Origin of the sequence: Bombiscardovia coagulans (assembly GCF_002259585.1) — a bacterium.
In the GTDB taxonomy this organism is placed as follows: domain Bacteria; phylum Actinomycetota; class Actinomycetes; order Actinomycetales; family Bifidobacteriaceae; genus Bombiscardovia; species Bombiscardovia coagulans.
The window spans coordinates 144,117-157,856 of record NZ_MWWS01000002.1 but is presented as its reverse complement, the minus strand read 5'-3'; the positions used below and the strand labels follow the sequence as shown (position 1 = coordinate 157,856).

Genomic DNA, 13,740 nt, shown 5'->3' with positions numbered 1-13,740 from the left:
ATCCACTGCTGTGAATAGCGGTATCAGTGATCGTATGTCGCTAGCAGGATTAGTTCCACACGTAGGTGATAGACGGAATGTGACTGAAGATGAACTTTTCGAACGTTTTTCCTTTTGGCTTCAAGAACGCGGCATCACTCCCTGGCCGCATCAAGAAGAAGCAGTCATGTCGTTGCTTGCTGGTGATCATGTCGTACTGAACACACCTACAGGCTCAGGTAAGTCGCTTGTAGCTTTAGCTATGCACTTTATCGCTTTGAGTACTGGACAACGTTCATACTATACCGCTCCAATCAAGGCTTTAGTATCCGAGAAATTTTTTGACTTAGTGCGAGAGCTAGGTAAAGAAAATGTAGGTATGATTACCGGTGATACTCACATCAATGTCGATGCTCCCGTAATCTGTTGTACCGCAGAAATTTTAGCTAATCAAGCGTTGCGAGAAGGCAAAAACGCTGATATTGGTTGTGTAGCGATGGATGAGTTCCATTTTTACGGTGATCCCGATCGTGGCTGGGCATGGCAGGTGCCACTGCTTACGCTAGATGAAACTCAATTTTTACTCATGTCTGCAACACTCGGTGACGTATCTGAGATCGCGAAACAATTGGAAAAGCGAACAGGTCGCTCAGTTGACGTTATTGCCGATGCTCCTAGACCAGTTCCACTGTCATACCGGTATGTGGACACCTCCCTTCCTAATACTGTTGAACAGCTGATAGCTACAGGGCAAACACCCGTTTATATTGTTCATTTTTCTCAGGATGCTGCCTTGGACACTGCACAGGCTCTTTCAAGCTCTGGTGTCTCAGATAAGCAAGATCGAGAGCGCATCAAGGAAGCTATTTCTGGAACAAGGTTTACTACTGGCTTTGGTAAAATCCTTTCCCGTCTTTTACGTACGGGAGTTGGGATTCACCATGCGGGCATGCTCCCGCGATATAGGAGGTTGGTTGAACAATTAGCACAACAAGGTCTTCTGCCGGTGATCTGTGGTACCGATACCTTGGGGGTTGGAATTAATGTTCCTATACACACGGTCGTATTGACGGCATTAACCAAATTCGATGGCAGTAAGATGCGTCGACTTCGTGCCAGAGAGTTCCACCAGATAGCTGGTAGGGCTGGGCGCATGGGTTTTGATTCTCAGGGCCTAGTGGTGGCACAGGCGCCGGAGTACGAGGTGGAAAATGCTAAGGCATTGGCTAAAGCTGGATCAGATCCCAAGAAATTAAAAAAGATAAAGAAAAAGAAAGCCCCCGAAGGCTTTGTCACATGGAGTCAAACAACCTTCGAACATTTGATAGCTGCTCAACCTGAAACTCTGAAGTCTCGTTTGCAGATTACACACTCAATGATTTTGAACGAGGTAGCTCAGGGTGGCGATGCTCGAACTCGGATAGATCAACTCATTGACGACTCTTTGCAGTCTGATACGGAAAAGGTATCGTTGCATACCAGGACAGATGAGATCTTCGAGACTCTAGAAGATACTGGTGTTCTCGAAGTGTTTACAAATCCAGATGGATCTCAGTCCTACGACACTACCATTGATCTGCCTGATGATTTCGCCTTAGACCAACCGCTTTCTCCCTTCCTCTTAGCTGTAGTGGAACTGTTGGATCCTGACTCTGCGACGTATGATATGGATCTCATTTCTATGGTCGAAGCAACTTTGGAGGACCCACGACAGGTTCTCAAAGCTCAACAACGCCACATGCGTGATGTTGCTATGCAGGACATGAAAGCTGATGGACTTGAATACGACGAGAGAATGGAACGGTTGCAGGCTGTCACTTATCCCCGCCCGTTAGAAGAACTCATGGAACCAGCCTTCGAGCAATATTGTAGGGATGTGCCCTGGGCTAAGGACTTTGAACTTAAGCCGAAATCGGTTTTACGAGACATGCTTGAAACAGCCTCGGATTTTAACTCATACATATCGCGATATAACATTTCCCGTTCGGAAGGTACGCTCTTGCGCTACCTGTCAGATGCATATAGAGCTCTTAGTCGAACAGTGCCGGATAGTAAATTAGACGACCGATTAGATGACATTATTGCATGGCTCAAGCTCGTTGTGCGTTCAGTAGATTCATCGCTTGTTGATGAGTGGGATGCAGCAGGTTCTTCTGGGCGGTCCGAGGAATCGAGTTTGGATCTAGTGCCTTCCTCTGCTCATGAGCAAGTTGTTCAAGATCGTCGAGGATTGACACTGTTGATCCGTAATGCTCTCTTCCATCGAGTAGAACTCGTTGCATTTGATCGTGCCGAGGAACTCGCATCATTGGATGCTGACTGGGGCTACGGTATTCGTGCATGGGAGGATGCTTTGGATGAGTTTTATAGGGAACACGAAGCGATTAATACCGACAACAAAGCTCGTTCTTCTGAGTTCTTCCGTCTCGATGAGTCACGAGAACAGAGTGAGCACCAATGGCGGGTATTGCAAACATTTGATGATGTAGAAGGGGAGCATGACTGGGGTATCGCTGGTCTAGTTGATATCGACGCTTCCCAAGAGGATGGGCAAGTAACGTTCGCAGATTATCGGGTAGGACCCATTGAGGATCTTATGCAGGTATGAACGTAGAGACTACTATAATTTCATACATGTGTGTCCTGTGCTGGTATTGGGGAGAAAGGGTGCAAGGAAGAGGGTTACATTATGGACGATGATCTTTTTGCGCTAGCGCAGGTTCCGAAAGAACACACCTTGCCATTAGCTGTGCGTATGCGTCCACGGAAGCTTGATGAGGTTGTTGGACAAGAGAAAGCAGTGGCAGAAGGAACACCCTTAGAACGGTTGGCGAGTGCTCATCAATCAAGCGGACAGAACTTGACAGCTCCGAGCTCGGTGATTTTGTTTGGCCCTCCTGGTGTAGGTAAAACTACCTTGGCTTATATCGTAGCTCAACAATCGGGCAGGTTTTTTGAAGAGCTGTCGGCAGTTACATCTGGTGTAAAAGAGGTACGTGCTGTTCTTGCGCATGCTAGAGAGCGTCTAGTGTCTACCGGGCAGGAAACGGTACTTTTCATTGATGAAGTTCACCGGTTTTCCAAGTCTCAACAGGATGCTCTTCTTCCAGCTGTGGAAAACAGAGATGTAACACTTGTAGCTGCTACAACAGAAAATCCGAGTTTTTCGGTCATCTCACCTCTATTGTCCCGTTCAGTAGTGGTTAAACTAGAAGCTTTAGATACCGACAACCTAAGTAAGCTGCTGGAGAGAGCTCTGGTCGATGAGCGAGGACTCAAAGGTGAGGTTAAACTGAATGCAGCAGCAAAGGATCGTATCATTTCTCTGTCTGGAGGAGATGCTCGAAAAGCATTGACCACACTTGAAGCTGCTGCTGACGCTGTGATTGGAGATCAACCGAGGAAAAAAGGCGCCCGTAAGTCGATGATTACTGAGGAAGTAGTTGCTTCTGTTATGGACGTAGCAAGTGTTCGTTACGACAAACAAGGTGATGATCATTATGATGTAGCATCGGCTTTCATCAAGTCAATGCGTGGTTCAGATCCAGATGCGGCTTTGCATTATTTGGCCCGGATGATCAGAGCGGGTGAGGACCCACGCTTTATTGCAAGAAGGATTATGATCGCTGCTGCAGAAGAAGTAGGTATGGCAGCTCCCCAAATTTTACAAACGACTGTAGCTGCAGCTCAAGCAGTGGCCATGGTTGGTATGCCTGAAGCTAGAATTATTCTCTCAGAAGCAGTCCTAGCTGTTGCTACAGCTCCGAAATCTAACGCTTCATACATGGCGATTGATCAGGCTTTGGCTGATGTCGATGCAGGTAATATTGGGCAAGTTCCCATCCACTTGCGTAACGCTCCAACTCAATTGATGAAGCAGTGGGGTAATCATAAAGGCTACCAGTATGCTCATGATCAGCCAGGAGCTGTTGCTTCACAACAGTATATGCCAGACGAATTGGTAGGACGAACATATTACCATCCAAACGATCGTGGCTATGAGCGTGAGCTAGGTCCGCGATTAGAACGTATTCGCACTATCCTGCGATCTGCATCAAACCCAGCAGGTTCTCAAGGCAGTCCTAGCCAGGCAGGTGGGGACAGTCCACAGGTGAACAATGATAGCGAGGACTAGTAAAACAACCCAGTAACGATTCATGTATATGGGTAGCAGGGACGACTAGTTCTGTTGAGTAGTGCGAACAGGTGGAACTGACATCAAACTAGTTCTCGCCGGGGTAGTGAACTCCACAAAGCTGCCTAATAGAATCCATCTGCTCCATAAGTCGCATGGTGTCTGCATGGGGCATCTGTGGGCACTCTACGTGACCAGCTAAGATTGCTTGCGCTGCCGCCTCTACTTCAAACTCGTATCCTGTTATTTGTGGCGGCATCTCATAAGTGTGCAGTAATTGGTGATCAGTATTGTATGTTTCAATCTTCTGAATATTGTTGATGTTGTAGCACACCGCGTATCCTTTACTGCCCCAAATGGTTCCTGTTCTGTCTGAGGATACGGACATTGAAGAAACAGCGATGCCTAATGCACCATTGCGGTATATGAGAGTGGTAGAGTTGCTTTCATCGACTCCTGTGGCATACAGAGAGGCAGTTGAGTGTATCGTTTTGACTGGCTCTGCTTGAAAGACCATATCAAGAAAATTGAGGGCATAGACCCCAACATCCAGCAGGGCTCCGCCTCCTAAAGAGGGGTCAGTCATGCGGGCTTTGCTGGTTGTTGGATAGCAGAGGTTAGCGCTCGCTGCTCTGATGTGACCTAGCTGACCTGAGCTCAGTATGTCATGTAGTATTCTGCATGAGGGCATATACCTGGTCCAGATAGCTTCAGCACATAAAAGCCCACGTGCACGAGCTAGGCTAAGAACCTCGTTGGCTTGCCTGGCATTTATGGTGAATGATTTCTCGACGAGAACGTTCTTACCGGCTTGCAAGCATGATGTGGCCTGTTCTGCATGCAAACTGTGTGGGGTCGCGATATATACTAAGTCAACTTTCTGGTCGCAAAGTAGATCTTGATAGGATCCGTATGCTTTGGTAATGCGATAGCGATGAGCTAATTGTTTTGCGCGGTCAAGTGAGCGCGAAGCAACAGCATACGGATTGATTATGTTGCTCAAAGACGGGTGCGCATTCATCCGCATGAGAGTTTCAGCCATATGAGATGCTATGCGTCCTGCTCCTAAAATGGCAACGTTTACTCGTCGCTTTTCGCGTTGAGCCTGAGTGAAACCAATACTATTCAGATCACTCATACCAACCTCCAGTAATTTGCAAAAAAGCCGGACTCCCTATGGGAATCCGGCCGTTAGTGATGGAAATAATTGATGTGTTAGAGGACTTCTATAGTTTCGATTATGACCGGTTCCAAAGGCTGATCTGCTCCATTAGTTGCTACAGCATCGAGAGTGTCTACAACCTTTTTAGACTCTTCGTCTGCTACCTGTCCGAAAATAGTATGATGCCCGTCAAGCCAAGGGGTTGGTACCGTTGTTATGAAGAATTGAGAGCCGTTAGTGCCATGAACTTCCCCAGTACTTGGATCGCGTCGAGTTCCTGCGTTTGCCATAGCGAGCTTGTATGGTTCTGCGAAGGTAAGGCTTGGGTCAATTTCGTCATCGAACTCATATCCGGGGCCACCAGTTCCTGTGCCTAAAGGACAGCCTCCCTGGATCATAAAGTCTTTGATAATCCGATGGAAACTAAGGCCGTTGTAGAATGGGTCATTTTGAGTTTCACCTGTGATGGGGTCTTTCCACTCTTGGGTTCCGGTTGCCAGACCTAAGAAGTTGCGAACAGTTTGGGGGGCTTGCTGGTCAAAAAGGTCAAGATGAATGTCGCCTTCTGATGTATGCATAATTACACTTGTCATATCTATAGTATTTCACTTCAACTCGACTGTTGTTCCTTTGGATAAGAAAAGTGGTTGGGAACTACTGCTTTTCAATGCGTGCTCCAAACGGCATAAGGGAAAGCTGTGCCATCTTGAAGGATTGGATGCCGAAAGGTATGCCAATAATAGTTATAATGTTGGCTAATCCAGCTGCTACATACCCTAAGGCCATCCACCAGCCCACCAATAGTATCCATAAGATATTAGCTAAAGTTGATCCTAAACCATTGCCGTAATACACAGTCATACCGAAAGGTGTCAGGGTTAGGCGAGCCATTTTTAATGCTTGCAACCCTAAGGGGATGCCAAGTATGGTAAGACATAAAATAATTCCAACGAGCGCCCAAGATAATGATAAGGCAATTCCACCAAGCAAAAGCCAAACAATATTTCCTATCGTGCGCAATTCAATCACTTCCTCAGTGTCGGTTGGGCTATTGTACTTTGGGTACGGTTGCATCAACTGCGGATACTTATACCCTAATTATGATGGTGACTCAATCAGGTTGAGATGTGAGTGTCTCAACTACAGTGTGTACGCTAGCAATTACACTGCTTACGATACTGTTAATTGATTCTTGAGACTGCCTTTGAGGGTTACTCTGTGCTGAGTCGATCAGTCTCATGCCTGATTGAACGAGACCACGAGTTAATTCTATACCTATTTGAGCGCGGTTTGGTAGTAAGAGCATCCAGGCTTCAATGAGTGGTCCATTGACTAACTGATGAAAGTGGAGCAAGGGTAGTTCTGCTGCTGTGTCTTGGGTCTGACTGTGGGGATGACTGCTCTGTACGGATTGGGTATTGTGTTGGTCTGCATACAGAAATGTCTTACGAAGCCGACCATGTTGTGAAGAGCTAAACAGATCCATGAGCCAGCCGTGTCCATGTTCGCTCGCCTGTTGAAGATTCACAAGGCACCATGCTTCAATGATGTCTTTTGGGTCGTTGAGACCATCGAGCGCACGTTGAAGTGCTTCTGACCAAGTTGGTAAACGACGGGCTAAGACCATGTCACACAAGCGGTCAGCATTGGAAGCATATCGGTAGAGGGAGTTACGGGCTATGCCAGTTCGCTGGCTGACAGCTGACATGGTGAGTTGTTGGCGTCCTTCTGTTTTTAGAATGTCTTCTACGGCATCCAAAATTTCTGTCAGCATGCGCTGCCTGTGTTCATTCACTGTCGACTCAGTAATTCTGGGCATTAATCACCTTCTGTGATCTTGGGTATGGAGTTCATTCTTGTATTGTATGTTTGTCTATGCCCGTTACGTGGGGAGTTTCGTTAGAAACGAGATTGCTGTAATGCTATTGCGTATTGGGGTGGGGAAGTCGTATAGTCGTAAATGTTCGAGACAAGTTGTCGCGAACTTGAGTTTGTGCATTAGCTTGGGGGTTGTACAGCCTTAAAGTTCGGCAACTCTAGGGAGGGGCAAGTCATGAATCATAAAACTGACAGCAAGACTGGTATAGCTACTGGTGAGCCGAAACCACCGTGGAAGGCCCTATGGGTCTTGGCTTTAGGCTTAGCCATGATTGTCTTGGATTCATCTATTGTTAATGTTTCAATTCCAGCTATTATTGATGCAATCCACATCAACCTTACTGATGCCCAGTGGATTACTGCCTTATATAGCATTGTTCTTGCGGCTCTTCTCCTGCCTTCCGGTCGACTTGGTGACATGTATGGGCGTAAGAGACTCTTGCAAATTGGTACGGTTATTTTCGTGGCGGGCTCAGTGTTGGCTGCATCTTCTCATACAGGAAGTATGCTCCTACTGGCGCGAGTTGTTCAGGGTGTTGGTGGCGCTCTGGTGATGCCATCAACGCTTTCCTCAGTATCTGCTAACTTCCGTGGCAAATACCGTGCAGCAGCTTTCGGTGTTTGGGGAGCAGTGATGTCCTCTGCCGCAGCTATCGGTCCATTGTTGGGTGGTCTATTTACTCAGACCATCGGTTGGCGCTGGATTTTTTTGGTGAACTTACCATTGGGAGCCATTGTTTTCTTCTTCTCTTTCCCATTTGTACCTGAGAGCAAAGCCCAAGGGTCGGGTGCAAGTAGTGGTCTAGGTCTGCTGTCTGATACAGGGGGCATTCTCTTGTCTGCGTTCGGTTCGGCATTCGTTGTTTTTGGTCTCATCGAGGGTGAGACCTACGGTTGGTGGCATCCGGCCACAAACTTTACTATTGGCTCGCTGACTTGGTCGCAATTAGCGCCAATCTCAATTATTCCGGTCTGCCTACTGCTGGGAATGCTCCTACTTGCAGGTTTTGTAGTTGTGGAATTGCATCGTAAACGTTCGGGACACCTTGTGATGCTTGATGTGACGCTCTTCAAAATATCAACGTTTGGTTGGGGTAACTTTACTGCAGCGATCATTAATGCCGGAGAGTTCATTGTTATTTTTATTTTGCCTCTGTATCTCATAAATGCTCGTTCTCTTAATACCTTGCAAGCCGGTGGTGTTATTGCAGTTCTTGCGTTGGGCTCCATAGTCTCTGGTGGTTTAGCTCGTTTTGTCTCTGCAAAATTAGGCGCAGGAGGTACAGTCCAGCTTGGCTTGCTATTAGAGATCGGTGGTGTACTGATTGCGATCACTTTAATGAATCCATCCCTGCCACTGTGGCCGTTGATGGTTGCGTTGGTAATGTACGGTTTGGGTCTAGGATTTGCTTCTGCGCAGTTAACCAGTCTTGTGCTCTCTGGAGTGCCTATTGCACAATCTGGTGAGGGTTCGGCTACCCAATCAACCATACGTCAATTGGGAACGGCATTAGGGGCTGCTGTTTCAGGAACTGCTCTCTCTGTAGCTGTAGGTGTTACCCTCCCAGACAAGCTGTCTGCTGTTCAAGGATTACCTGAGCAACTGATTAACGGGTTGATTGCTGGAGTAAAGTCTTCAGCAGGAAACATGATTTCAGGTATGCGTGCGCAAGGGACACATGGACAACTTGGTGTTCTAGGTCCTCAGGTCACTGATGCCCTTACTTCAGGCTTTGTGCAGGCTGGTCAGCTTGCCTTGGCATTCGCTTGCATAATGCTTCTGCTTGCGTTATTAGCATCTATTAAAGTGCGAATTGCCTCAGAAAAAGTAGCAACCGCTCATAAGTCTGAACAGTAGGTTTTACTGCTATAGTGATTGGCCTGGGTGGATACCGTACATACTGCCTAGGCCATTCTTGTATGTGCTGGAACGAGCAGTGATAACCCGCCTTGAGGCTACGTTGAAGGACACGTTCTTGGGTAGGATTTCAGGTAGGCTTATACCATGGAAAGAACGCAGGAATACGAACATGTTGAGTATGGGCTGTCTGAGGAAAAACAAGATCTTAAGTTTGCATTGGCTCAGATAGATACCTGTGTAGGTGACTTAGAAGGTAATGGTAATAAGGTTCTAGATTACACACGCAGAGCTGCCCAGGAGGGCGCGCATGTAGTGGTATTTCCTGAAATGACGTTGACTGGGTATCCAATTGAAGATCTGGCCTTTCGTGCTACTTTTCGTGCTGCAGCCTGGGATAAAGCCAATGCGTTGGCAAAGCAAATCAGTGACGAGGGTCTAGGGGAATTGTTTGTTGTCGTGGGGACTGTAGGTACTGATCACGAACAGGATTTGCCCCGAAATAGGATGGTGGTACTTCATAAGGCGCAGGTCTGGGCCGCTTACGACAAGCATTTTCTTCCTAACTACGGAGTTTTTGACGAGTTCCGTATTTTCTCACCAGGACAGCGTTCAGTGGTCTTGAATATCCGAGGGCAAAGAATCGGCGTCACTATATGTGAGGACATTTGGCAGGATGGTGGTCCAGTTCAGGAGTTGCTTTCACGAAACATTGATCTCCTTCTGACTATCAACGGATCACCCTATGAAGAGGGGAAAGGCCACACTCGAATTGAGTTGGCTCAGCGACGAGCTCAAGAAGTTGCAGCTCCACTACTGTATGTCAATCAAGTCGGTGGCCAAGATGATCTCATTTTTGATGGTGGTTCTTTTGTGACCAGTAGGGAAGGGCAATTGCTGCATTGCTCACCACAGTTTGTGGAAGATGTAAGCTTCTGGACATTACCTGCCAATGGTACCGAGGAGCACACTCGGCTTTCGGCAAGCAAGGTTAGACCACCTCAACTACCTAGTGATGAAGCAGCTTATCAAGCATGCGTGCTTGGTTTGAAAGACTACATGTCTAAGAACCATTTCAGAGGTGTGTGCTTGGGGCTGTCTGGTGGTATTGACTCAGCTCTAGTGGCTACAATGGCTGCCGATGCGTGCGGTGGTGAGAATGTACTCGGAATTTCTATGCCTAGTATGTTTTCCTCTGACGGTTCAAAGGATGATGCTGCTGACTTAGCTCAGCGCATTGGGGCTCAATATGTTGTAGAACCTATTGAGCATCTTTTCGAAGCCTTCCAACAGCAGCTTCACCTCGAAGGGGTGGCTGCTGAGAATTTGCAGGCTCGCATTCGAGGTGTCATTGTTATGGCGTACTCAAATGCGAAGGGTTTCCTGGCTCTAGCAACCGGGAATAAATCCGAATTGGCATGCGGATATTCTACAATTTATGGTGATGCCGTGGGTGGATATGCTCCCATTAAGGATCTTCTTAAGACTCGTGTCTGGCAGTTGTCACGTTGGCGCAATGCTCAGGCTAAAGCTGTAGGTGAGCGCGAACCTATTCCTCTTTCTTCCATCACTAAAGCTCCGTCAGCTGAATTACGTGAAGGGCAGAAGGATTCTGATTCTTTGCCAGACTATGCTCTGTTAGATCAGGTGCTGGACGCATACATAGAAAAAGCCCATGGAAGAGCTGACCTTTTGGCTGACGGTTTTGACGTTGGCACTATCGATACTGTCATGAATTTGGTAGATCGAGCTGAATGGAAACGTCGTCAATACCCGATAGGTCCTAAAGTTACTGCATTAGCATTTGGGCGAGATCGTCGTCTACCGATTACTAATGTCTTTGCAGAGTAACTTCTGGACTTTTGAAATGCTGCAATCATGAAATTGTTAGTGTCATGGAGCGCAGTCCTTGTCGAGAAAGGTGCACGGATGTCTGAGCCTGAAGAGTGGTACTTCAATATGACGACGGGGCGGGCAGAACATGGTAAACTTTCGCCTCTTGATCAGAGAATGGGACCGTATGCCAGTGAACAGGAGGCTCTTGCGGCATGGAAAATAGCAGCACAACGCAATAAAGCTTGGGAAGAAGAAAATAAAAAATGGAAAAGTGCATGGAACCCTCTGCCAGAGGAATCGGAAAAATAATACATAATTGGACACGGTAGATGCAATAGTATTTTGTATACTGTGACTAATATCATGTTTTCTAAAGGGGGTTTATGGAGAGCAATTATCTTATAATGAAACCAAGGTGCACAAGCGTGATGAAGCGCAACTAATAATTCAATAAGGAGTGACAATGACAGCAGTTGAGACACCGACGGTGGTCTCTCCCGAGGAGCTCCAAGCAAAGGCTTGGCAGGGTTTCAAAGGTGAAGACTGGAAGAACAACATAGACGTGCGCAGTTTTATCCAGGAGAACTACACTCCATACACTGGAGATGAGTCCTTCCTTAAACCTGCGACGGACAAGACTAAGTTCCTCTGGAAATATCTTGACGATAATTTCTTAGCTGTGGAGCGCAAGCAGCGTGTTTATGATGTTGACACTCATACTCCAGCTGGCATTGATGCTTTCCCGGCAGGTTACATTGATGGTAAGTCGGCTGAAGACACTCAGGACAATGTAGTTGTCGGTTTGCAAACTGATGTTCCGTGTAAGCGCGCTATGATGCCAAACGGTGGTTGGCGTGTAGTAGAGCAGGCTCTGCTGGAAGCTGGTAAAGAACCAGATCCAGAAGTTAAGAAAATCTTTACTCGGTACCGGAAGACTCATAACGACGGTGTCTTTGATGTATACACTCACAGAATTAAGATAGCCCGTCATAATAAGATTCTTACCGGTCTGCCAGATGCGTATGGTCGTGGACGTATCATCGGAGACTATCGTCGAGTAGCCCTATATGGCGTCAATGAACTGATTGCACGGAAAAAGGCTGACAAGGACTCAATACCCTACCGTAATGATTTCACTGAAGAGGAGATTGAGCACTGGATTCGCTTCCGTGAAGAGCATTCAGAACAGATTAAGGCTCTCAAGCAGCTTCTCATCCTTGGTAATGAATACGGTTTGGATTTGTCCCGTCCTGCTCAGACAGCTAAGGAAGCTGTCCAGTGGACCTATATGGCTTATTTGGCATCTGTAAAGAGTCAAGATGGTGCGGCTATGTCAATTGGTCGTCTTTCTGCTTTCTTTGATATCTATTTTGAACGAGATATGGCAGCAGGATTGATTGACGAGACCGATGCTCAAGAAATAATTGACAACATTGTCATGAAATTACGCATCGTTCGTTTCTTGCGTACCAAAGATTACGACAATATTTTCTCCGGTGATCCTTATTGGGCTACATGGTCTGATGCTGGTTTCAGTGATGATGGTCGTCCGTTAGTGACTAAGACTTCCTTCCGCTTGCTTGCGACATTAACACTTGATCATCTGGGACCTGGACCTGAACCAAATATTACTATTTTTTGGGATCCGAAGTTACCTGTCGGATACAAGCGTTTCTGCGCTAAAATCTCCATTGATACATCTGCTATTCAATATGAGTCCGATAAGGATATCCGCGCACATTGGGGCGACGATGCAGCAATTGCTTGCTGTGTTTCTCCTATGCGTGTAGGCAAGCAGATGCAGTTCTTCGGAGCTCGTGTTAACTCTGCTAAGGCGCTTCTCTATGCCATTAATGGTGGTCGCGACGAGATGACCGGCATGCAGGTGATTGACAAGGGAATTATTGAACCTATTCAGCCTGAGGTTGATGGCACCTTGGACTTCGAGAAAGTTAAGAACAACTACGAGAAGGCTCTTGAATGGCTGTCAGAGACCTATATTGAGGCTCTAAATATCATTCACTATATGCACGATAAGTATGCATATGAGTCCATTGAGATGGCTCTACACGATAAAGAAGTGTACCGTACACTCGGTTGTGGTATGTCTGGTTTATCTATTGCAGCAGATTCTCTGAGCGCAATCAAATACGCCAAAGTCTACCCGATTTATAACAAAGATGCTAAAGGTACTCCGGAATATGTGGAAAATGCTGATGATGACCTAGTTGTCAACTACAAGACAATCGGCGAGTTCCCTGTTTACGGTAATGATGACGATCGTGCTGACGACATAGCGAAGTGGGCAGTTTCGACGGTTATGGGACAAATCAAGCGCCTTCCCGTGTACCGTGGCGCTGTTCCTACTCAGTCCATCCTGACCATTACCTCAAACGTAGAGTACGGTCACAATACTGGGTCTTTCCCGTCTGGTCATAAGAAGGGAACTCCATATGCGCCAGGTGCAAACCCGGAGAACGGTATGGATGCTCATGGTATGCTTCCATCGATGTTCTCGGTAGGTAAGATCGATTACGATGATGCTCTTGATGGTATTTCACTCACGAACACTATTACTCCTGCCGGGTTAGGCCGTGATGAGGAAGAGCGCGTTAAGAATTTGGTCGGAATTCTTGACTCCGGAAATGGTCATGGACTGTATCACGCTAACATCAACGTCTTGCGTAAGGAACAACTGGAAGATGCTGTTGAGCATCCTGATAGGTATCCTCATCTCACAGTTCGTGTTTCTGGCTATGCTGTCAACTTCGTCAAGCTGACTCGTGAGCAACAGCTAGATGTCATTTCACGTACTTTCCATCAGGGTGCTGTGAGTGACTGATCAATTTTCAAGTTGAGTACTTCGTAGTTGCGCTGACTTAACTTGAACAA

At 46.9% G+C, this 13,740-nt stretch carries 10 protein-coding genes; 6 read left to right on the top strand and 4 right to left on the bottom strand.

Going from position 1 to position 13,740, the window contains the following annotated elements; translation table 11 throughout:
• Positions 1-34 precede the first annotated feature (34 nt).
• Both BOCO_RS00805 and BOCO_RS00800 read left to right on the top strand, forming a co-directional pair.
• Positions 35-2,587 (top strand): DEAD/DEAH box helicase, encoded by a 2,553-nt coding sequence (locus BOCO_RS00805; protein WP_094722249.1) that lies wholly within the window; start codon positions 35-37, stop codon positions 2,585-2,587.
• Positions 2,588-2,668: 81 nt separating this feature from the next.
• Positions 2,669-4,114, top strand: a complete 1,446-nt coding sequence (locus BOCO_RS00800) for a replication-associated recombination protein A (RefSeq protein WP_094722209.1) — start codon at positions 2,669-2,671, stop codon at positions 4,112-4,114.
• An 88-nt stretch (positions 4,115-4,202) separates the two neighbouring features.
• On the opposite strand, the gene BOCO_RS00795 is transcribed toward BOCO_RS00800, so the two are convergent.
• The 4 genes from BOCO_RS00795 to BOCO_RS00780 form a co-directional block, all read right to left on the bottom strand.
• Positions 4,203-5,252 (bottom strand): Gfo/Idh/MocA family protein, encoded by a 1,050-nt coding sequence (locus BOCO_RS00795; protein WP_094722208.1) that lies wholly within the window; start codon positions 5,250-5,252, stop codon positions 4,203-4,205.
• Positions 5,253-5,329: 77 nt separating this feature from the next.
• Positions 5,330-5,869, bottom strand: coding sequence for a peptidylprolyl isomerase (locus BOCO_RS00790; RefSeq protein WP_094722207.1), 540 nt, complete (start codon positions 5,867-5,869; stop codon positions 5,330-5,332).
• Between the two features lie 61 nt (positions 5,870-5,930).
• Positions 5,931-6,296, bottom strand: coding sequence for a YccF domain-containing protein (locus tag BOCO_RS00785; RefSeq protein ID WP_094722248.1), 366 nt, complete (start codon positions 6,294-6,296; stop codon positions 5,931-5,933).
• A gap of 91 nt (positions 6,297-6,387) precedes the next feature.
• Positions 6,388-7,095, bottom strand: a complete 708-nt coding sequence (locus BOCO_RS00780; RefSeq protein WP_094722206.1) for a TetR/AcrR family transcriptional regulator — start codon at positions 7,093-7,095, stop codon at positions 6,388-6,390.
• A gap of 234 nt (positions 7,096-7,329) precedes the next feature.
• On the opposite strand from BOCO_RS00780, the gene BOCO_RS00775 reads away from it, so the two are divergent.
• The 4 genes from BOCO_RS00775 to BOCO_RS00760 all read left to right on the top strand — a co-directional run bounded on the left by BOCO_RS00775 (position 7,330) and on the right by BOCO_RS00760 (position 13,690).
• Positions 7,330-9,012, top strand: a complete 1,683-nt coding sequence (locus BOCO_RS00775) for an MFS transporter (protein ID WP_094722205.1) — start codon at positions 7,330-7,332, stop codon at positions 9,010-9,012.
• Between the two features lie 147 nt (positions 9,013-9,159).
• On the top strand, positions 9,160-10,863 hold the full coding sequence (locus tag BOCO_RS00770; RefSeq protein ID WP_094722204.1) for an NAD+ synthase: 1,704 nt from the start codon (positions 9,160-9,162) through the stop codon (positions 10,861-10,863).
• A 78-nt stretch (positions 10,864-10,941) separates the two neighbouring features.
• Positions 10,942-11,157, top strand: coding sequence for a hypothetical protein (locus tag BOCO_RS00765; protein ID WP_094722203.1), 216 nt, complete (start codon positions 10,942-10,944; stop codon positions 11,155-11,157).
• 154 nt (positions 11,158-11,311) lie between these two features.
• Entirely contained in the window at positions 11,312-13,690 is a 2,379-nt protein-coding gene (locus tag BOCO_RS00760; protein ID WP_094722202.1) for a formate acetyltransferase, read from the top strand.
• The last annotated feature ends 50 nt before the right edge of the window (positions 13,691-13,740 follow it).

Bases quoted from the DNA above. Each gene is read 5' to 3' on its own strand.
- BOCO_RS00805 (WP_094722249.1), top strand. From the start codon at position 35: ATGTCGCTAGCAGGATTAGTTCCACACGTAGGTGATAGACGGAATGTG.
- BOCO_RS00800 (WP_094722209.1), top strand. From the start codon at position 2,669: ATGGACGATGATCTTTTTGCGCTAGCGCAGGTTCCGAAAGAACACACC.
- BOCO_RS00795 (WP_094722208.1), bottom strand. From the start codon at position 5,252: ATGAGTGATCTGAATAGTATTGGTTTCACTCAGGCTCAACGCGAAAAG.
- BOCO_RS00790 (WP_094722207.1), bottom strand. From the start codon at position 5,869: ATGACAAGTGTAATTATGCATACATCAGAAGGCGACATTCATCTTGAC.
- BOCO_RS00780 (WP_094722206.1), bottom strand. From the start codon at position 7,095: ATGCCCAGAATTACTGAGTCGACAGTGAATGAACACAGGCAGCGCATG.
- BOCO_RS00775 (WP_094722205.1), top strand. From the start codon at position 7,330: ATGAATCATAAAACTGACAGCAAGACTGGTATAGCTACTGGTGAGCCG.
- BOCO_RS00770 (WP_094722204.1), top strand. From the start codon at position 9,160: ATGGAAAGAACGCAGGAATACGAACATGTTGAGTATGGGCTGTCTGAG.
- BOCO_RS00765 (WP_094722203.1), top strand. From the start codon at position 10,942: ATGTCTGAGCCTGAAGAGTGGTACTTCAATATGACGACGGGGCGGGCA.
- BOCO_RS00760 (WP_094722202.1), top strand. From the start codon at position 11,312: ATGACAGCAGTTGAGACACCGACGGTGGTCTCTCCCGAGGAGCTCCAA.